The 19,100-nt window shown below is 56.8% G+C and carries 24 protein-coding genes and 1 tRNA gene; 14 read left to right on the top strand and 11 right to left on the bottom strand.

Going from position 1 to position 19,100, the window contains the following annotated elements; all coding sequences use genetic code 11:
* Nucleotides 1-474: 474 nt before the first annotated feature.
* Entirely contained in the window at nucleotides 475-948 is a 474-nt protein-coding gene (locus tag APR53_09285; GenBank protein ID KQC04997.1) for a hypothetical protein, read from the top strand.
* A gap of 164 nt (nucleotides 949-1,112) precedes the next feature.
* The gene (locus APR53_09280; GenBank protein KQC04986.1) at nucleotides 1,113-1,361 is read left to right on the top strand and encodes a hypothetical protein; all 249 of its coding nucleotides are present in this window, start codon (nucleotides 1,113-1,115) and stop codon (nucleotides 1,359-1,361) included.
* A 461-nt stretch (nucleotides 1,362-1,822) separates the two neighbouring features.
* Here APR53_09280 and APR53_09275 read toward each other — a convergent pair whose 3' ends face one another.
* The 4 genes from APR53_09275 to APR53_09260 all read right to left on the bottom strand — a co-directional run bounded on the left by APR53_09275 (nucleotide 1,823) and on the right by APR53_09260 (nucleotide 3,446).
* Nucleotides 1,823-2,044: a hypothetical protein gene (locus APR53_09275; protein KQC04985.1), complete on the bottom strand. Its 222-nt coding sequence runs from the start codon at nucleotides 2,042-2,044 to the stop codon at nucleotides 1,823-1,825.
* The gene (locus tag APR53_09270) at nucleotides 2,037-2,270 is read right to left on the bottom strand and encodes an antitoxin HicB (protein ID KQC04984.1); all 234 of its coding nucleotides are present in this window, start codon (nucleotides 2,268-2,270) and stop codon (nucleotides 2,037-2,039) included. Before APR53_09270 ends, APR53_09275 begins: the two co-directional genes overlap by 8 nt.
* A gap of 253 nt (nucleotides 2,271-2,523) precedes the next feature.
* Entirely contained in the window at nucleotides 2,524-2,784 is a 261-nt protein-coding gene (locus APR53_09265; GenBank protein KQC04983.1) for a hypothetical protein, read from the bottom strand.
* Nucleotides 2,781-3,446, bottom strand: coding sequence for a hypothetical protein (locus tag APR53_09260; GenBank protein KQC04982.1), 666 nt, complete (start codon nucleotides 3,444-3,446; stop codon nucleotides 2,781-2,783). Before APR53_09260 ends, APR53_09265 begins: the two co-directional genes overlap by 4 nt.
* Nucleotides 3,447-3,649: 203 nt before the next feature.
* Between APR53_09260 and APR53_09255 the strand changes: the two genes are divergently transcribed.
* Nucleotides 3,650-4,231, top strand: coding sequence for a nitroreductase (locus APR53_09255; protein KQC04981.1), 582 nt, complete (start codon nucleotides 3,650-3,652; stop codon nucleotides 4,229-4,231).
* A 243-nt stretch (nucleotides 4,232-4,474) separates the two neighbouring features.
* Nucleotides 4,475-5,008: a hypothetical protein gene (locus APR53_09250; GenBank protein KQC04980.1), complete on the top strand. Its 534-nt coding sequence runs from the start codon at nucleotides 4,475-4,477 to the stop codon at nucleotides 5,006-5,008.
* Between the two features lie 43 nt (nucleotides 5,009-5,051).
* On the opposite strand, the gene APR53_09245 is transcribed toward APR53_09250, so the two are convergent.
* The 3 genes from APR53_09245 to APR53_09235 all read right to left on the bottom strand — a co-directional run bounded on the left by APR53_09245 (nucleotide 5,052) and on the right by APR53_09235 (nucleotide 6,729).
* Nucleotides 5,052-5,372 (bottom strand): 4Fe-4S ferredoxin, encoded by a 321-nt coding sequence (locus tag APR53_09245; protein ID KQC04979.1) that lies wholly within the window; start codon nucleotides 5,370-5,372, stop codon nucleotides 5,052-5,054.
* Nucleotides 5,372-6,355 carry a carbon monoxide dehydrogenase gene (locus tag APR53_09240; GenBank protein ID KQC04996.1) on the bottom strand — a complete coding sequence of 328 codons (984 nt, stop codon included), beginning with the start codon at nucleotides 6,353-6,355 and terminating at the stop codon, nucleotides 5,372-5,374. The genes APR53_09245 and APR53_09240 overlap by 1 nt, the downstream gene beginning before the upstream one ends.
* A gap of 113 nt (nucleotides 6,356-6,468) precedes the next feature.
* Nucleotides 6,469-6,729 (bottom strand): AbrB family transcriptional regulator, encoded by a 261-nt coding sequence (locus APR53_09235; protein ID KQC04978.1) that lies wholly within the window; start codon nucleotides 6,727-6,729, stop codon nucleotides 6,469-6,471.
* A 254-nt stretch (nucleotides 6,730-6,983) separates the two neighbouring features.
* On the opposite strand from APR53_09235, the gene APR53_09230 reads away from it, so the two are divergent.
* Together APR53_09230 and APR53_09225 are read left to right on the top strand one after the other, a co-directional pair.
* Nucleotides 6,984-7,613 carry a phosphate transport regulator gene (locus tag APR53_09230; GenBank protein ID KQC04977.1) on the top strand — a complete coding sequence of 210 codons (630 nt, stop codon included), beginning with the start codon at nucleotides 6,984-6,986 and terminating at the stop codon, nucleotides 7,611-7,613.
* A 6-nt stretch (nucleotides 7,614-7,619) separates the two neighbouring features.
* Nucleotides 7,620-8,798 (top strand): phosphate transporter, encoded by a 1,179-nt coding sequence (locus APR53_09225; GenBank protein ID KQC04976.1) that lies wholly within the window; start codon nucleotides 7,620-7,622, stop codon nucleotides 8,796-8,798.
* Here the strand turns inward: APR53_09225 and APR53_09220 are convergent.
* From APR53_09220 to APR53_09210, 3 genes are all read right to left on the bottom strand, one after another.
* Nucleotides 8,757-9,443 (bottom strand): endonuclease III, encoded by a 687-nt coding sequence (locus APR53_09220; GenBank protein ID KQC04975.1) that lies wholly within the window; start codon nucleotides 9,441-9,443, stop codon nucleotides 8,757-8,759. The two genes, APR53_09225 and APR53_09220, sit on opposite strands and share 42 nt — an antisense overlap.
* Nucleotides 9,444-9,448: 5 nt before the next feature.
* Nucleotides 9,449-9,523: transfer RNA gene (locus APR53_09215), tRNA-Pro, on the bottom strand.
* A 49-nt stretch (nucleotides 9,524-9,572) separates the two neighbouring features.
* Nucleotides 9,573-10,277: a uridylate kinase gene (locus tag APR53_09210; GenBank protein ID KQC04974.1), complete on the bottom strand. Its 705-nt coding sequence runs from the start codon at nucleotides 10,275-10,277 to the stop codon at nucleotides 9,573-9,575.
* Between the two features lie 99 nt (nucleotides 10,278-10,376).
* Between APR53_09210 and APR53_09205 the strand changes: the two genes are divergently transcribed.
* From APR53_09205 to APR53_09190, 4 genes are all read left to right on the top strand, one after another.
* Nucleotides 10,377-12,023: a hypothetical protein gene (locus tag APR53_09205; protein KQC04973.1), complete on the top strand. Its 1,647-nt coding sequence runs from the start codon at nucleotides 10,377-10,379 to the stop codon at nucleotides 12,021-12,023.
* A gap of 63 nt (nucleotides 12,024-12,086) precedes the next feature.
* Nucleotides 12,087-12,266: a hypothetical protein gene (locus APR53_09200; GenBank protein ID KQC04972.1), complete on the top strand. Its 180-nt coding sequence runs from the start codon at nucleotides 12,087-12,089 to the stop codon at nucleotides 12,264-12,266.
* Between the two features lie 17 nt (nucleotides 12,267-12,283).
* Nucleotides 12,284-13,297 (top strand): radical SAM protein, encoded by a 1,014-nt coding sequence (locus APR53_09195; GenBank protein KQC04995.1) that lies wholly within the window; start codon nucleotides 12,284-12,286, stop codon nucleotides 13,295-13,297.
* Between the two features lie 34 nt (nucleotides 13,298-13,331).
* Complete coding sequence (locus APR53_09190; GenBank protein KQC04994.1) at nucleotides 13,332-13,805, top strand: hypothetical protein; 474 nt, start codon at nucleotides 13,332-13,334, stop codon at nucleotides 13,803-13,805.
* On the opposite strand, the gene APR53_09185 is transcribed toward APR53_09190, so the two are convergent.
* Nucleotides 13,802-14,224 (bottom strand): hypothetical protein, encoded by a 423-nt coding sequence (locus APR53_09185; GenBank protein KQC04971.1) that lies wholly within the window; start codon nucleotides 14,222-14,224, stop codon nucleotides 13,802-13,804. The genes APR53_09190 and APR53_09185 overlap by 4 nt on opposite strands.
* Before the next feature lie 152 nt (nucleotides 14,225-14,376).
* Between APR53_09185 and APR53_09180 the strand changes: the two genes are divergently transcribed.
* The 4 genes from APR53_09180 (at nucleotide 14,377) to APR53_09165 (ending at nucleotide 19,093) form a co-directional block, all read left to right on the top strand.
* Nucleotides 14,377-14,652 carry a glutaredoxin gene (locus tag APR53_09180; protein ID KQC04970.1) on the top strand — a complete coding sequence of 92 codons (276 nt, stop codon included), beginning with the start codon at nucleotides 14,377-14,379 and terminating at the stop codon, nucleotides 14,650-14,652.
* On the top strand, nucleotides 14,652-15,164 hold the full coding sequence (locus APR53_09175; protein KQC04969.1) for a ferredoxin:glutaredoxin reductase: 513 nt from the start codon (nucleotides 14,652-14,654) through the stop codon (nucleotides 15,162-15,164). Before APR53_09180 ends, APR53_09175 begins: the two co-directional genes overlap by 1 nt.
* Nucleotides 15,165-15,315: 151 nt before the next feature.
* A complete protein-coding gene (locus APR53_09170) occupies nucleotides 15,316-18,858 on the top strand; it encodes a hypothetical protein (protein ID KQC04968.1) in 3,543 nt (1,180 codons plus the stop codon).
* Between the two features lie 16 nt (nucleotides 18,859-18,874).
* A complete protein-coding gene (locus APR53_09165) occupies nucleotides 18,875-19,093 on the top strand; it encodes a hypothetical protein (protein ID KQC04967.1) in 219 nt (72 codons plus the stop codon).
* The last annotated feature ends 7 nt before the right edge of the window (nucleotides 19,094-19,100 follow it).

The raw sequence follows: 19,100 nt of genomic DNA, 5'->3' as shown, positions 1-19,100 counted from the left end.
AAAATAAAATTGATCTCCACTTTTTTGTTCTGCAGCAATGTCATTGAAAATTTTCAAACATTTTTCTTGATTCTTGATATTAAATGGATCTGTCAAGTTCAAATTGGCATAATCCTCTACTAGATTTTCGTACTTTGTAATAATCTCAGTATAGCCATTATCGTAACTTGGATAGAAAGAGATAGTCAACGCGATGCTAAGGATGACGATAAAATAAAAACCATTCACAAATTAAGAATCAATTGATGTTATATTAACTAATCCCTTACAAATAGTACTCTTTTCTCGCTCTTTTTAATATAACGAGGGAGGGTGTCGTGGTATTCAAACGACGAGTTGTTCTTCGGACTGTGCGGCTAAAATCCGAAGGACGACAATCCCGGCGGAAGGTAATCTTATCCCGTCTCATTCGAAAACTACAAATCGTTGATAATATCCCCTCACCAGGAGAGTCCCGATATGCCGGAATTCGAACTGCATGGCTATACACCCGGTTTGATCCGAGAGATCACCGCGCTCCATGCGACATATTATCACGAACACTGGAATTTCGACCTCTACTTCGAGGCGAAGGTGGCGAGTGAACTCTCCGCGTTTCTCACCCGCTTCGACCCGGCGCATGACGGCTTCTGGGTGGCGAAGGCGGACGGTGGGCTGGTCGGGGCGATCGCCGTCGAGGGCGAAGGTGCCGGGACGAAAGAGGCACGGCTGCGGTGGTTCATCGTCGCACCCGAATATCATGGGGGCGGCCTTGGAAACCTCCTGATGCAGGAGGCGCTCGGTTTCTGTGCCCGCGCAGGTTTCCGGAGGGTCTACCTGACCACCTTCGCCGGGCTGGATGCCGCACGACACCTCTATGAAAAGACCGGGTTTACCCTCATCGCCGAGCAGGAGGACAGCACCTGGGGAACACCGGTGATCGAGCAGACATTTGAGCTCCTCCTGTAGCTCGTCGGATTCTTAACGGTAATGCTGCTTTCTCCCGGCAGTGAAGGGGGCTGGCGTTCCGGTCCGGAATGGGCCGCTATAACCTGGAGTTCTTTTGATGTAGCTTAAAATCCGGACTCTCTAGAGTTCGCCGCCGGACAGGCCATACGTACATTCCAGAGGGAATGTTCACCGAGAGGGATAAACTCCCGATGCTCGGTATTCTTCGAACACTGGGCGGCTCGCCTATTCCATCGGCTGATATCATCATCAAAGGGCTTGAACACCGGGAACTTGCAGAGACAAATTGGAATGCTAATTGGTGGAACTACTTGGGAGTCGATGAATACAACGATATCATGGCGCTTTCATACCAACGCGCTTTCTTTTCGAGAACCTTCCGTATATTAGCAGATAAACGAATTTTTCGTTAGAATATCGCTATAGGGGTTGTTAATAGTCTCTTTCGACGAACGAACCGCGTTCGTGAATTGTCCTTGGATTGTGCCCTAGATGTTACCTAGGATAATTCCTGTGATTCCCTGATTTTTTCAGAAACGCAGGCCGAAAAATTCCCCAAAGACCTAGGCATAGTACATAGTAGAGGCCGCGGGGTGATTGCGCTTGCGGGCGCAGTCGGCACGTTCCTGCTGACGCTGGCGGCGTCTGCGGTATTTCTGCAGATTATGAAGGTCTACTACTGGCAGTATGCGTATCAACTTCTCGTGCCCGCTGAACACCGTGGAAAAACGGATTGTGGATGAGTATCTCCGGAGAAACCCGGCGACGCGTGAGGCCTGGGAAAAATCCGGGTACGTGTTTCCCCGGAATAATTTTTTCCCTTTCTCATAACAGCAGATCTGCCTGTGCGGCAGATCTTGTATTAAAACTTGTATTAAAGGTCCAGAATTTCGTCCCGATCGATTCCGGCCTGCTTGAGGATCTCCAGAAGCGTACCGGCCGGGAGATCGCGTTTGTGCACGGGGACAACAACCCGGCGCTTCGTCTCCGGATGATAGAACAGATGATGGCTTCCCTTGATCCGGCTTAGCACAAATCCTCTCTTTTCCAGAATTTTAATGATTTTCTGGGGCGTGAGCGCCGGAAGTTTAGGCATGGGCTTCGATTGTGACGGTGTATTCGAGAAGTCCTTCCTCGGTAGGAATGTCCTCGCCCTTCTCCCGGAGGTCCTCGATATAGAGCCCGATTGCCTCCCGTGCCATCGCTATGGCCTCATCAACGGTCTCCCCGAAGGTGACGCAGCCGGGAAGCGTCGGTACTGTGACTGTATACCCGCCTTCAGGCTCCTTCCGGAGGAGAATACGGTAATTCAGGTGTTTCATTGCATCGCACCCCAAAGATCATGCAGACTGGAAAGCCTGCCCGTGATAGTACATTACCCAATGATCTATAAAGGGTATCCGTGCGTGCATGTTTCACGTTATTCAAACAGATCTCACCGAATTTATCAAGAAGGGAAATGGCGGAAAAATGGTTGGAATTTTGTGTAATATTCAGGTGCTTTCTGAGTATCGAGAAAAGAATATGCTCATTATTTCAGGGAGTAATGTTCCCACCCTTTCATTAAAAGGGAGTTTATTCGTTTCCCTGAAAAAATATGGCCCAAGATATCCGCCATTTCCACACGGAACAACACGCTCCTCCCGTGCAACCCTCCTCCTCACCGCAGCACCCGCAGGTTGCCTCGCCGCCGGTGAGAGTGGCCTGGATCATCTCCTGTGCACATCCGACGCTGTTCTCCACCGCGATCGCCCTACCGGGCATTTTTTCATGCAAACCCCCCACTCCATGCAGGATTCCCGGCGGAAAACAGCGATTGTCATCCCGGCATTTCATCGGAATGCGATGAAAACGCCGTAAAAGTCATAATGATACGGGAAGAAAATCCGCCCGAACCCGGCATCGATGAGCTTCTGCCGGTACTGTTCGAAGGTGTCGATAAAGCCATAGCTCTTTTCCCGCTTGGCCAGCATGCCCTCCGCCTCCGGTTCGGAAAGGCCGTGGTCCGTCATGTACCGGCCCCATCGGGTGCTGTATATGGCCTCCTCCCAGGCATGGTCGGGTTTGAAGACATCCCCGTTGATGAAGCGCCCGCCGTTGTTCAGGGACGTATGGATACGGCGGACGATCGTCGCCCGATCCGCATCCGGCAGATGGTGAAGGCAGAGGGTCGTGATCACGACGTCGAACTGACCGTCAGGCCATACATCCCTGAAATCGCCTTCCAGGAACGCAACACCGGCAAGAGTCGGTTTTTTCCGGGCGATGGAAAGCATTTCCGGCGTCATATCGATGCAGGTAATCTCCGCGTCCGGATTTTTTCGAAGAATCTGTTCTGTGACATACCCCGTTCCGCTGCCCAGTTCGAGAACGGTTATCCGTCCGTCCGGGATGCAGTCAAGTGCCGAATCAAAGAAAAGAGCGGGATTCGGGATGATATTCACGATGAGGCCTTCATAGCGGTCGGCCGTATCATTAAAATGTTCTTCCGCTTTCATGGTGGCTCCCTGTATGGTACGGAGATATTTCGCGGCATTTCTCAAAAGCGATGCGCTTTCGGTTGTCCTGATCGGTCCGATGTTCGTCCCAGGTTGCGATTATTGTAAAGCTCACGGCTCGCCGGGTAATGTAAAGCCCGTTTTTCGGGAGGCCACTCCGAAACGCCGATCCCTTTACTACCCCTCCCCTCCCTCCAGTCATCATGCAGGATCAGATCCGAACGCTCGTTACCACCTCACGAAGCACCCGCCGCTTCCGTGAAAAAGAGCGTATCCCCAACGAGACCCTCCGCGATCTCATCGACATCGCCCGGTTCTGCCCCTCGGCCCGGAACCGGCAGCCGCTCCGCTACGTGCTCTCGATTGATCCGGAGGAGACCGAACGCATCACCGACTGCCTGGTATGGGCCCTCGATCTTCCCGAATGGGACGGGCCGGCACGCGGGGAGCGGCCCGCGGCATATATTACGATCGTGACCGAACCGAACCCTGCCTTTGATCCCTGCTATGACATCGGGATCGCGGCCCAGACGATCCTGCTCGCTGCGGCGGAACGAGGGCTTGCCGGCTGCATGATGGGCTCGATCCGGAAGGATGCGCTGCGGTCCGTCCTCGACCTCGCGGACGACTACGCGATCCGGCTTGTTATCGCACTCGGCTATCCTGCAGAAACCATCGTCATCGAGCCGCTGCCCGAATCCGGCGACACACGGTACTGGCGGGACGCACGTGGCGTGCACCATGTCCCCAAGCGCTCCCTTGAGGCGTGCATTATCCGCCGGTAATCCCGGCGGTAGCCTCCGGTTCGGTATTTTATCCGGAGAAATCGTTTATGCGCTCACCGTTTTATTGATTTATTATGGAAGAATCGCGGAGACAGCAGATACTCGATATTCTCCACGGGCCGAAATTCAGAATTGACACATCTCATGATGAATCTCTCGGACTCAATGACCGTGCTCTCACGCACAGTTCGTTCGCCGAAGAAATGAAACAGAAAAATCTTTTTTTGCGAGGATTATGAGAGATTGGAGTTTTGTGGAAATTATTTTCTTGATTATATTATTGCCAGGCACCTGTATGAATCGACGGACTATAGCCCCGGTGAGATGAATGTCAGGATGAGGGTGACGGAAAATACAAATCCGGCTGATATCGTCATGAAAAATGATCTGAAAATTGACGAGGTCATAGTGCTGGGGAAAGGGACGGGGCTTACTGACAAAATCATTGCTGATGCCTTTGAAGCGTTTATCGGTGCGCTTGGATGTGCTGAAGGATTGGAAAAAGCGCGTGAAGTCATTCTTGGTATGTTTCGTGATGAAATTAAGAATTTTAATCCGGATGGAAATTATAAAGGCAGACTTCAGGAATATGTCGCGAAGCATGCACCGGGTGAACTGAATTACATTTACTCCTGGGAAGGCCCTGATCATCAGAAAAAATGGATTTCAGAACTCTCTCTCGGGGATAAAAAAATTGCAAAAGGATCCGGTTCCACGAAACGGGAAGCCGCAACGGAAGCCGCCCGCAAGGCGCTGTCGATAGTATCTGGTGAATAAAATTTTCCGGAGGATAATCCTCCCTCTGGCTGGCGTATTTAACCTATTCCCACCCCGAACAGCACGCTCCGTTGGAACCGCCTCCTTCCTCGCCGCAGCACCCGCAGGTCTCCTCGCCTCCGGTGAGTGCCGCATGGATCATCGCCTGTGCGCACCCGACGCCGCTCTCCACCGTGATCGCCTGCACCGGGCAGTTTATCATGCAGGCCCCGCACTCCATGCAGGATTCGCGGCGTGCAAGAACGGCACACCCCTCACCTGCGGCGAAGACCCCGTGAGGGCAGACGGTGCTGCATTTCCCGCAGTTGATGCACCGCTCCGGGAAATACAGGAGCGTGTTTTCCGTGTACGAATCAAACGCCATCAGCCGTTCACCACCATCACTATTCCGAGGATTGCCGCAAGGGCGATACCTCCCAGAGCCATGCCCGCGAGCGGTTTCGTGTACCGGAAGATCTCCCGCCTGACACCGCTCCGCGACGTATAGGGCGTGCAGCCCGTAAAGTTCAGGGCCAGGTACGCGGTGATCGCCGGGAAGAGCAGAAGCCCTGCCGCGGCCTGCAGGTATGCGAGGGTCCCCGCCGCCGGAGCGGAGAGATCCAGAGCCGCGAAGGGGAGCATGGCGAGAACGCCGAGAAACAGGCCCTTCGTGGTGAAATCCTTCGTCGGGAGGACCGGGAGGAGCGCCGGGAAGAGGACGGTGCCTGCCCCGACGGCAGCGATCACCCTGAGTGCGGCCCCCATGTCGATAAACGCCCCGAGAAGAACGGCTGCGATCAGGGTGAGCGGCAGCGCCTGGACCAGCTCCACGGGGATCAGCACGATCCTGTCCCTGAACGGGAACCTGACCCGCCGCATCTCCGGTGTGGCCGTTCCGGTTGCCAGGTACTCCGGGAGATCGGAGGCTCGCACCGGGCCGTACTGCACGCAAAATCCCGATCGCCTCAGCACCTCGTGCGCCGCAATCCCGGGTGCGCCGAGCTGCGGAACGATGATCGTCCGGTGCCGGACGACGTCGCTGAGCCGTGTTACAGCAATCCGAAATACAAGCTCATCGGTTCCGAACGTCCCCTTTCCCGCGGCACACCAGACATTGATGCCCTTCGTATCCAGCACGAGGATGAAGCAGTCGGTCCCGGCAAGGGATGATCGGAGTGCATCGAAGCTCAGGGTATAATTTGCCGATGCAAAGACCGGAGAATCGGGTGAGGGGCTACCGAGCCGGTAGAGTCCCGGCTCCACGCGGTGATGCATGCGCCTGTACCCCCACCGGGCGGCAATATGGTCGAAACGATCCGCCCATGTCAGACTTCCGCCGGTATTCCTGATTTCAGGAGGCGACGGCATTTCCGTGCCGCAATCGCAGGAGGGCTGCTCTGCCGGAGAACAGGAACAGCAGCACGGCTGTTTGCCCTCATGCTTTCCCATCTTTTTACTCATGCTCCCGTCCTCCGGTGGAATCACTCCACCGCATTCATCAGCGGGCCAAGCACATCCCGGACCATACCGCTCAGGTTATCGGCCTTGATCAGGGCGAGGCAGCAGACGCTCCCGTCTTTCTCCCATGCAATCAGCGCGAGCTTCTCGCCGGGGCGGATTGCCGCCCGTTCGCGGATATCCTTCGGGAGCACCATCTGCCCCCGGTCGTCGACGGTGAGCACCGCCTCAATCCTGCAGCCGGCTTCAGGAGCGCAGCTGCAGGAGATGTCTTCTCCTGTCATGGATTTTCCTGCACCATCATATGTCGTCAGAATGATATAAATATTCTGATTATTCTGAAATTTTAGATTTTACAGAAAGTCTTGAGTATAACTATCTCCTCCGGAAGCGGCATACAGTCGCGTCCGCATCATTACAGGCCTGATTTCACCTTCTCCTGTAATGCTGCACGGAAGCCGTCCACCGCATTACGAGCAGCCTTGGGGCACAACACATGGTTTATGACTCTGCCGCACCAATCCTACCGTGGTGCGTTGTGGGGATCAAAGAGTGGGTTGTCCCGCAGGACAAGGTTTTTTTCGATCTCTTCGAGGAGCTTGCGGCTAACGTGCGAATAGCCGCCGAACAGCTTGTCGTTCTGGTCGAAGACTATCAGGATATCAAGAACAAGTGCCATAAGATGAAGCAGGTTGAGCACAAAGGTGACCAGATCACCCACTCAATCTACGAACTCCTCAACCGGACGTTCATCACGCCGCTCGAACCCGAGGAGATCTCGCGGCTCGCTTCGGCACTGGACGATATTCTGGATTATATCGACGGCACGGCGAGGCAGATGTACGTCTATGACATCGCGGAATCGGACGAATACATGGTCGAACTCGCAAAACTCATCCTTTTCTCGGTAACCGAACTGGAGAGTGCCGTGAACAGTGTTCGCAACATGAAAAACGCGAAGAATATTGAAGAACGATGCATTGAGGTCAACCGCCTCGAAAACCTCGCGGACGATGTGCTGGGCCATGCACTCCGTAAACTCTTCCACTCGGATGACGCCATCCAGATCATCAAGCTCAAGGACATCTACGGGAATCTCGAGATGGCGACGGACAAGTGCGAAGATGCGGCGAACGTGCTTTCCGACATCGCAATCAGACATACGTGAACCGCCATGGAGATTGTCATCATCGCCGCCGGGATTTTTATCGCCCTCCTGTTCAATTTTGTCAACGGGCTGAACGATGCGGCTAATTCGATCGCGACCATCGTCGCCACGCGGGCCCTCTCACCGTTACGTGCCGTCCTGCTCGCCTCGATATTCAACCTTGTCGGGCCTTTTATCTTCTCGACGGCGATTGCAACAACGATCGGAAAGGGTATCGTCGATCCCGGTTTCCTCACCCCCCACCTCCTGCTGACGGGCCTTATCGGTGCCGTACTCTGGGTGTTTCTCTCGTCATATTTCGGGATTCCCGTTTCAAGCAGCCATGCGCTCGTCGGCGGGCTGGTGGGTGCGGGTATCGGTGCAGGCGGGGCGGCTTCCATACTGTGGCCCGATATCGGGACCGTCACGGCGCTGCTCGCGTATATGGTGATTGGCGGAGTGGCGGGTGCCGCCGTATACACGGCGTTCAATCTTCACCGGGGAAACCCGCTCCGGGATACTCTCGGGACCGGATTTCTGGCGGGAATGTCACTTATCGTGCCGCTGCTGATCATCCCGGGTGTTATCACGGTGAAGGGGATCCTCGCCGTCCTGGTGTTTATCGTGGTCTCCCCAATGCTCGGTTTCCTCTCCGCATTCTTTTTCGGCATTATCATCATGCGATGGTTCCGGAAAGTCCATCCCGCCCGCCTGAACCGTGCCTTCAAACCCCTCCAGATTTTCGCGGGATCCTTTCAGGCAATCGGCCACGGTTCGAACGACGCACAGAACGCGATGGGTGTCATTACGGCAATGCTCGTCGCCGGGGGTTTTCTCACCGATTTTTCCGTTCCTTTCTGGGTAATTCTGGTCTCCTGTCTTGCCATCGCACTCGGCACGCTCTTCGGCGGCTGGAGGGTGGTCAAGAAGATGGCAACGGGGATAACGAAAATCAGGCCGTATCAGGGATTTTGCGCTTCGACTGCGGGGGGCGGGGTGCTGTCGCTGATGACCGCGCTGGGTGTCCCGGTCTCGACCACGCATGCCATGAGCGGGGCGATCATGGGGGTCGGGGCAACCCGCGGATATTCGGCCGTGAAATGGGGGATTGTCCGTGAAATTGTCGCTGCATGGGTGATCACGCTGCCCGCTTCGGCGGTGGTGTCATGGGGCTGTTATCTCATGTATACGTCCCTCATCCCCTGACCGTCCGGACAGGTAGTACCGGCAGTGCCCCGAAACGGGGCATTCCGTGCACCTCGGTTTTTTTGCATCGCAGATACTGCGCCCGTGCCTGATGAAGAGATAATTGATCTCACTCCATGCCTTTCTGGGAAAAAGGACTGTGAGGTCTTTCTCGATCTCGTCGGGGTCTGTTTTTTCGGTGAAGCCGAGACGAGTGGAAACGCGCTTTACATGGGTGTCGACGGCAATTCCCGCGGTTATGTCATAGGCATGGTGGAGCACGATATTTGCCGTCTTCCTTCCCACTCCGGGCAGGAGAAGGAGTTCGTCCATTGAGGACGGGACGTTTCCGCCATGGCGGCTTTCAAGAATACCTGCCGCCCGTATGATATTCCTCGCCTTGGCCCGGAAAAACCCGGTGCTCCTGATAATCCGTTCCACCTCGGCGGGATCGGCCCGGGCGAGTGCGGCGGGATCCGGGTACCGGTGAAACAGCGTGTCCTTTACGGCGTTAACCGTCCGGTCCGTCGTCTGTGCGGAGAGGATGGTCATGACAAGAATCTCGAACGGGTTTTTAAAATCGAGAAAATGGCGCTCTGAAGAGCGGGTGACACCATAATACTCCCGGAGAATGCGATAGACCGTGCAGGCTTCGGACCGCTGCATGAAAATGGGGCAGGGCAGATTCGAACTGCCGTCAAAGCGTCCCAAACGCTCTAGGATGGACCAGGCTACCCTACTGCCCCGGGTGCTAGTATTTGTGGATGCGGTGCATAAAAATAGTTACCGGAATTTTCAGAGCGGCAACGGATTCCTTTTGTCGGGATTGACAACGCTGCCCCGAAACGTCACTCCGAGGAGTGCGTTTTTCAGGGTATCCGGATCCCTCCCGTCGAGCACCACGAGCGGGATCGAACTCCGCTGAATGACCTTTGCCGCCACGATGTCGATGACCGCATTGGATCCGGCATGCAGCCGGTCACCGGCAACGATGGCAATCAGCTCCTCGGGCGTCAGGGCGTCGTAGCGCCGGGCCGAAGGATTGGTCTTCGGATCGGCGCTGTATATGCCGTCGACAGACGTGGCGTTGACCAGCACGTCGGCGTGTACGCATTCGGCGAGAACGGCGGAAACGGCATCGGTCGTCTGGGCCGGCGCAACCCCTCCCATTACGACGATCTTACCCGATTCACCGAAGCGTTTGGCCTCCCGGCAGCTGCCCGGAATTGCCGGGTATGCGCTATCACCGAGCGCTCCTGCGAGCAACGCCGCATTGAGGCGTGTGATCTGGATGCCGAGCTCGTCCGAACCCGCCTCGTCCATCCCGAGGGAACGTGCAACGCTGATATACCGGCGTGCCTCCCCGCCGCCACCGATGACGACGTATAACCGGCATCGTTGTGCAATTTCCCGTAATACCGAAGCATACCGGCTGATATTGTTTGATTCAAGCGAAGGAACCAGAACGGATCCGCCGAGGGAGAGGACAATGGTTTTCATCTCACCTAGTGATTGTCACCCTTTCCATATATGTCTATAAGATGGAGAAGCGGGTGCTCGAAAACGATATGCTTATAAGAACTGCTGAATTTCCCCTTGATGGCAATGAAAACATCATCCGCAAAATCCGGTCCTGCACAAGACCGGTTCCGTGTTCCGGCGACGGTCAGGATCGGAGTCACCGGCCAGCGGACGCTTGCCGATGAAGAGCAGGTGGCAGCGGCGATCCGGCAGGTTCTGGAGCGCCTTGATCAGATCCTTCGCGACACTCCTCACCGGTATGCCGCCATCTCCTCTCTTACGGAGGGCGGCGATCGGCTCCTTTCCGGAGAGGTGCTCGCCTGGCCCGGACGCGGCATGGCGAGCGACGCCGAACTGCGGCTTTTCCTTCCGATGAAAGTCGACGAGTATATCGCCGAATGCTCCACGCATGCTTCGCGTGAAGCGTGCCGGTCACTCGTGGACCGGGCTTCCTCCGTCGAAGTGATGGTGCCGGAAGATACGGACAGGAGAGGTGCCTGTGAAGAGGTCGGGCATGCAATCGTCCGGTACTGCGATGTGCTCGTCGCTATCTGGGATGGAAAACCTGCCCGCATCCCCGGCGGTACGGCAGACATGGTCAAGTATGCCCGCATGGTCGGCCGGACACTCTTCTGGATCGATCTGACGACCGGTAAGGTCATGGAAGAGCGCCATGGTGATGGAATCCTCGAATCGTTCGAGTATCTGAACAGCTTTAACGGAGAAACCGTAGGCGGGGGAGAGATCACAGGCCTGTGCAGGGATATCTACGGCAGGTTTACCGAAAAAGCCAGAATATTCGGGTTGGATCCTGTGGTTATCCGTCCCCTTGCCGAAACACTCCTTCCGCATTTTTCCCGCACCGTTCTCCTGACGAAGCGGTATGAACGGAGATATATGCGTGCCGGCTCGCTCGTGTACGCACTTGCAGCGGCGGCGGTTGCGACTGTAGCAATCCAGACACTCTTCTTTCCCGATTTTTTAGAGCTACTCTGGATCGAAGTGGCGGAGATGGGTACGGTTCTCGTGCTTCTCATTGCGTCCCGTCTCGGTGACTGGCACCGGAAATGGATGGATTACCGGTTCCTCTCCGAAAGGCTCAGGACTGCTCTTTTCCTCTCGCTCTTCTGCGTGCGGGCGGAAACGCCGGATCCTGCCATGAAACCGATGCTTTCCCATACTCCGAACGACTGGATCGAAGCGGCGTTCACGCGGATCCTCGAGACGCGACCTCAGCTGTACTGCGAGCTCACCCCGCCGTTTGAGGAGCTGAAAAATTTCATCATCTCCGCATGGATCGACGACCAGATTTCCAGTTATACGACGATGAGCGGATGGAACCGCCAGAGGCATGAAATTCTGTCGCAGGCAGGAAATACGCTCTTTACCCTGACGCTTGTTTTTGCGGCGATGCATGCCTACGGCCTTGATCATATCTGGGCCGTCGGCCACGGTGACACGTCCTCTCTCCTTGCCGTGCTGACGATCATCTTCCCTGCAGTGGCGGCCGCACTTGGCGCAATCAGGATTAAACGCGAATATCTCCGTAATTCCGAACGATATGCGCATATGGTCCGCCATCTCTCGATTATCGGCCTGCAGATCAAACGGGTCCGCACAATCGGATCGCTCGTGGAAGCGCTGGAGGCCGCCGATGAGGTCACGCTTCGCGAACAGCAGGACTGGCGTGTGGTTTTCCGGTTCCGCGAACTCGAGACGCCGTAAGGCGCGGCGGCGACCACCCCGGAAAGATACTTTTTTGTCGGTTGCTTTCATTCAGACACTCATATGATCTGCTGTCCTGTGTGCGGGAGCACTGAAATGTATCTCGTTGCGGGCGGGTACACCGGCATGCTCTACCGGTGCAAGCAGTGCGGATACGAGGGGGCTCTCGTTGTTGAGGACGATCGCGATACGGAGGAGAGAGGTGCGAACGCACAGGGAAAGAATGAGGAGGATTCGTTGTGACGTCTGACCGCGATTCGATGCATGAGGCAACGCAGTATTCGGTTCTCGAAGGAACGACGGTGCAGTGCTCGCTGTGCAGCCACCGGTGCACAATCCGGGAGGGAGGGCACGGAATCTGCGGCGTCCGGTTGAACCGGCAGGGAATCCTCTATGCAGCGACCTACGGAAAGATCAGTGCGGAGGCGATCGATCCGATCGAAAAAAAACCCCTGTTTCATTATCTGCCGGGAACCACGTCATATTCCCTCGGAAGCGTCGGATGCAATTTTCACTGCCGCCACTGCCAGAACTGGCACATCTCGGCAGCCTCGTTTGAGGATTTCGCGCTTCGTGATCTCCAGCCCGACGAGGGTGTGACACGTGCCCTGGCAAACGGCTGTGCCAGCATCGCGTGGACCTATAACGAGCCCACGATCTGGCACGAGTATACGAGCGATATGGGCGCACTCGCACGCAAGCGGGGTCTCGGGACGGTCTATGTAACGAACGGATACATCACGGAGGAGGCTCTCACCTCCCTCTCCCCCATGCTTGATGCGTTCCGCGTGGATATCAAGGCGTTTTCAGACCCGTTTTACCGGAAAATCTGCGGGGCGCACCTCCAGCCGGTGCTGGACGCCACGGTCCGTGCGCATGAACTCGGGATGCATATCGAGACCGTGACTCTCGTGATACCCGGGCTGAATGACTCCCCCGAGGAGACGGATGCCCTTATCAGGTGGACATATGATACGCTCGGCCCGGACACGCCCATGCATTTCACGGCATTTCACCCGGATTACAAGATGACGGATCGTCCCGCCACTCCGGTGAAGCTGCTGGAGAAGATCTGCGATCGCGCCCGGGAGATCGGCATGCGGTATGTCTATATGGGAAATGTCTTCAGCCATCCGTACGAGCACACGTACTGCCCCGACTGCGGGGAGCTCCTTATCGAAAGGGCGGGATATTCGGTGCATTTCCGGCAGCTTGACGGGACGAATTGCGCCGGATGCGGGGCGAATATACCAATCCTCAGGCATGTCGGCTGACACGAACCCTCCTGTTCGCTTCGTTGCCGACCGGATGCTCGGCACGCTGACGCGGTATCTCCGGTTTCTCGGGTACGACACCCTGAGCGCCAACAGCATCCGCAGGGGAAATTCGCGCGAGGATACCCGGCTCCTCGGTATTGCGGAGACAAGCGGACGTATTCTCTTAACCCGTGACCGCGAACTCGCGCGGCGGGGCGGCCCGGGAGCCCTGCTCATCGAGTCCGAGGACGTTATCGAACAGATCTCGCAGTTAATGCGAAACAGGATCCTTCCCGAATCTCTGACCCTCCGGATGCAGCGGTGTTCGCTCTGCAACACGCCTCTCCGGCCGGCCTTGCCCCATGAAGTGGCGGATACGCCTTACTCGCCGAAGGAAAAGAAGGGAAAAGAATTTTACTGGTGCCCCCGCTGCCGGAAGCTCTACTGGATGGGCTCCCATGCCGAACATCTTGCAAAACGGCTCCGGTGTGCCGCGGATGCCCGCGGGGATCCCGACCGGAGCTAATCAGAGTCGATGGCGATTTCCACCCGGTATCCCTGATCGCATTCGCCGTTCAACCGCTTGACAAAGCTTTTACTTTCACCGGCATTGAACCGGGTAAATAATTCGCTCTCTGAATCGGCCGTTGCACCCGAGTCCTCGTTGACCAGTGATACGAGGACTTTCACGTTCGTTGCCGCCCCGGTGCCGGTGTTCACGAGTTCAATCCGGGTTTCCCAGTAACAGGTGCCTTCGGGAGTGTACCGCTTTTCAAATTCGATTATATTTTTCTCGAATACCGGCCCGGGCGACGGGGAGGGTGTCGCGGTCACCGCCGGAGTGCCTGTCGCAGCCGGTGTCGTCTCCTCGCCGTTCGTGCATCCTGCGGCAGCGAACATCGAGATCATGATGCAGACCAGCAGCAATCCTCGTATCATTCTCATGCATATCATCCCGGTATGCTGCGGTTATGCGGCAGTAGCATACGAAAAGGAATCTTTCGGCTCCTTCTATAATTACCTATCCCTAAATCCGGGGGATGCGCACCTATCATTCCACGGAAAAATCCTTATTCTCTGCCCCGATAGTAATCGCCATGGAATTCGAACGGGTTGAGGGGATCGACCGGGGTAACATCATCCTCTACGCCCTGAGCACGTGCCAGTGGTGCCGGAAAACGAAAGAACTCCTCGGCGAGCTCGGGGTCGCCTTCTCCTATATATACGTCGATCTGCTGGAGGACGATGAGATGAAAGAGGTGCTTGATGACGTCACCCGGTACAACCCCCGCGGGTCGTTTCCGGTGATTCGCATCGGCGACAGGGTAATCGTGGGTTTTCATGAAGACCAGATACGGGAGGCGCTTGCCTGATGAAGAAACTGCCTGACGTCAGTGAGGATGAAATTTCGGCGCGTGTGGCGCGTCTCCGGAACGAGGCTGAACATTCCGGGTACCACCTGAATCCCGATATGTCCGTTACCCGCCATCTTGTCCGGGGCCTGATAGCAAATGAGAAACGATACGGGTATCAGGCGTGCCCCTGCCGGCGTGCGGCAGGAAAGAGGGAGGACGATCTGGATATCGTCTGTCCCTGCGATTATCGTGATCCCGATCTTGCCGAATACGGATCGTGTTACTGTGCCCTGTATGTCTCCGACATGATTGCTGAGGGTCGTGCCGAAGCGGCCCCCATTCCGGAACGGCGGCCTGCAGCATCAGAACGGTCCGGATTCGTTCGCCCGCAGGAGACTGATGTGCCCCGGAAACTCGCATACCCCGTCCTGCGCTGCCCGGTCTGCGGGTACATCTGCGCACGGAACGCTCCTCCCGAACACTGCCCGATCTGCCATGCGACGGGGGAGAGGTTCAGAAAGTTTTTCTGAGCCGTGCGTGCGGGGTAGGCTCGCTCCGTTCTCCACAGTCCCCGAACAGAATATTCAAGATACTCCCCCGACAACAGTAATTTACATATCCGCCGCACAGCCCGGTCTGTTTTTTTACACCCGCCGGTGTGCGCCGGGAGGATGTCGCGGAATGGCGTTTTTTGGCAGATCTGCACCGGATATCAGGAAACTGAAGGATGCAGGGGACATCGACGGTCTCCTGAACATTCTTTCAGGAGCGGATACCGAATACCATCCCGGGGCTGCCACCGCACTCTTTTCTCTCGGTGCGCCTGCGATCCGGGCCGTCGTAGCCCGCCTCTCCGGCGGTTCCGGTTCGTCCGGTCTCGCCCATGCACTCTCGTCACCCGGCCTTCCGGCACTTCCTGCTCTCCTGCATCTCGTGGGGAAGGTGCCCGGGGAGGTTGCGGCAGATATTTCGGATGATGTCGCACGGCTCGGCACGCCGGCATTTGAGGCGATCACCCCGGCACTTATGCACGAATCTGCATCGGTCAGGAAGGGGGCAGCGATCATGCTCGGGTCCCTGGGAAAGAAAAATATGGACGCACTGCTCGCCCTTCGCCATCTCAGCTCCGACAGTAACCGCGACGTCCGGCGTGAAGCCGGCAATGCGCTGGCGCGGACAGGATGGGAACCGGAGGACGACACCGAAAAGGCATACCTCTTCTGTATCCGCGAGGAGTGGAAAGAATGCGTGAAGCTGAAAAAGGCAGCTGTTCCCGTTCTTCTTGAGGCGGCAGGCGATCCGGATCCCGGCGTCAGGATACTCGCCATCCGGTCGCTCGGGAGGATTCATGATCTTCGCGCCATCCCGGTTCTGCAGAAGGGGCTTTCTGATGACGATGCCCACGTACGCGCCGCATCGGCGGAGTCGTACGGGGAACTGGGCGATAACCGGGCACTCCCCGATCTGATGGCGGTGCTGGATGATTCCTATCCTCAGGTGAGGATGGAGGCGGCCTGGGCACTGGACCGGCTCGGGTGGAAGCCGGCGAACGCCCGGCAGCAGATCCGGTACCTGATCGCCAAAGAGCAGTGGAACGAGCTTGCCAGCTTAGGCAAACCCGCGATTCAGCCGCTCATCGAGGTACTGCAGGAAGCCCATTCGGGTGTCCGGCTGGGTGCCGTGGAAGCACTCCGGAAGATCGGTAATCCCGCACATGAAGCGCTGCTGGCCGCCCTCTCAGTTCAGGATTCGGTCCGGAAAGAGTCGGCCCGCCGGGCGATTTCTTCGATAAAAAAGAAAAACGAGGAGGAATCCACCCTCGCACGCAAGAGTGTCGCCGATTCGGAGACGTTCAGGCGCGAGTACGATGATTCAATGGGCGCCCGAAAAAAATTCGATGAGCAGCGGATTTTGGAGGGCAGACTCCCGGTTCGTCCCGGCAAAGCAACGGAGGATGCCCGGCCTCCCTTCCCGAAGCAGGTTCCCAGTCCGGCAGAGCAGAAAGAGCTCCGGCAGATGATTGCCGAGAGCGAACGAAAAGTGAACGAAGGGCTTGCAGCAGCCGAGCGGAAACGGCAGCGTGCGGAAAAGCCGGAGCCTTCGGTGAAGCCGGCGGAGGGTGCCGAACCGACGCCTGAAGACATTCGCGGGATGGAAACATTCCTGAAGGAACGTTTTTCCGCGATTGAGAGGGAGGAGATGGCTGCCGCGCAGGAACGGGCCCGTGCGGAGGCGGAAGACGCCGACGATGTATGGGCCACGCCAGCCGCCGCTCGTGCGGAAGGGCCGGCCGATCTCATCGATTACGACTCGCACACATCGATAACCTTCACCGGCGAGGATCCCGCAGTGAAGGAGGACCCCGTTGAAGTGCTGCTCCGCGCCTTAAAATCGCGGGATGAGTCGATACGTGCCACCGCAATCGAATCGCTTCGTGAAATGGGTGATCCGGCGATTGAATACCTGATCAAAGCGTTGCAGGACGAGACGTACACCGTGCGGCTTGCGGCTTCCGATGCGCTCGGGGAGATGGGAAGCCAGAAGGGCGTGGGTCCTCTCATTCAGGTGCTCCGCGATCCCTATGAGGATGTACGCATCTCCGCCTCTCTCTCCCTCGGGAGCCTGAAAAATCCGCTTTCAATACCGTTTCTCGTGGAGCTCTTCAGTGACGAGTACAACGGCGTACGTTTCGCGGCCGCGGATGCGCTGGTGGAATTCGGCACTGCGGCACTCACTCCCCTCTTAAAAGCGCTGGAGAACTCAAATGCCCTGGTACGAATCAGTGCCGCCCGTGCGCTTGCAAAGCTCGCCGATATCAAATCCATCCCCGCCCTGATCGAACACCTCGGGGACGACGTGGCGGAGGTGCGCTGGGGGGTTTCGCAGGCACTGTCCGAGATTGGAGTCCCTGCCATCATGCCGCTGACATGGGTGCTGAAAAAAGGCCTTTTAAAGGAGCGCCTTGCCGCGCTCGATGCCCTCGGGACGATTTACGATCACCGGGCCGAGGAGGCCATCCTGATCGCTATGCAGGATCCCGACGAGGAGGTCCGCGATAAGGCGGCACGCGTCATGAAAAAGCGCGAAATCCTCAACGTCTGGCGTGATGCGTGGATGAAGCGGGTGGAGGTCGAGGAAGAGCAGCCGCAGCTGATCGGTGCGATGGAAGAGAACGACGCGAAAGAGTTCGACAAGGACGGAGCTCAGGAGATTGAAAACCTGATTATCGCCCTGAAAGATCGCAACGGAACCTCCCAGGTGGCTGTCTCGATGCGGCTGATGATGATGGGCAGGCCGGCGGTCGAAGGGCTCATCCGTGCGTTGAGAAACGAGGATAGTGAAATTAAAAAGGCGGCTGCGGAGCTGCTCGGAGAGATGCGGGAGGTTGCCGTCGATCCTCTCATGAACGCACTCCGGGACGATAATACGTTCGTGAGGACGGTGGCGGCACGCAATCTCGGCAAGATCGGGAACGAGCGATCTATCGACGCCCTGATCGAGGCGATGAATACGGAACGGAATTACCGGGTGCGTGCGGTCATTGCCGAGGCACTCGGGTATATGGGCAACCGGAGCTCGATCGATCCGCTTATTGTCGCCCTCCGTGACCGTGACGAGGAGGTACAGATGGCCGCTGCCCACTCGCTAGGATATATCGGGGATCGGCGGGCAATCGAACCGCTGATACAGGCTCTCAACGATGTCGACTACCGGGTCAGGCACGTTGCACTCGAAGCCCTCAGGGATCCCTCGGGTATCCCGCAGGACCATCTCGTCAATGCGCTGAAATACGGCGAGAAAGAGTTTAAGCAGGGTGTCGCCGAGGCGCTCGATCAGCTTGGATGGGAGGCGGGTAACGATACCGAGTACGCATATTACCTGATAGGCAAGGATCGGTGGGGCGAACTCGACCGGCTCGGACCGGCGGCCATCGGGCCGGTCACCGAAGCACTTCAGGACGAATCGATTGATGTCCGTCTGATCGCTATGAAGACGATGTCCCGCATCGGCGGGGCACAGGTGGTCGCACCGCTTATCGAGACTCTGGGTGACTCCGCACCCGCAGTACGAATGGGTGCTGAGCGGGTATTGATCGAGATTGGCGAGCCCGCGGTGGCTATGCTCCGGGCCGCAGCGGCGATGGATGAGAAGCGTGCGCCTGTTATTGACCGGATAGTAACGGCGATTGAGAAAAAAAGGAGTAGTCCGGTAAACGGAACCTGATGCGGGAGAATGCGGAATGGAGGACGAGGATTGCTATTACTGCCCGACGTGTGAGGAAAGAATGCTCACGGTGGTACACCATGACATCAACAGCGTATTCCTTACATGCCGCGCATGCGGACGGAGTCTGGCACTGAATCGCAGGCTTTGGGCTCTTTTTCTGGAGAAACCCGATGATCGGCTTTCCGATTTTCTCATGCTCGCACATGCGTTCGGGTATACCGGGACGGATTAAGTGAATT

The sequence above is a fragment of the Methanoculleus sp. SDB genome (genome assembly GCA_001412355.1).
In the GTDB taxonomy this organism is placed as follows: Archaea; Halobacteriota; Methanomicrobia; order Methanomicrobiales; family Methanomicrobiaceae; genus LKUD01.
Note: the sequence above shows the minus strand (reverse complement) of the source record. Positions and strands in the feature narration are given on the sequence as shown.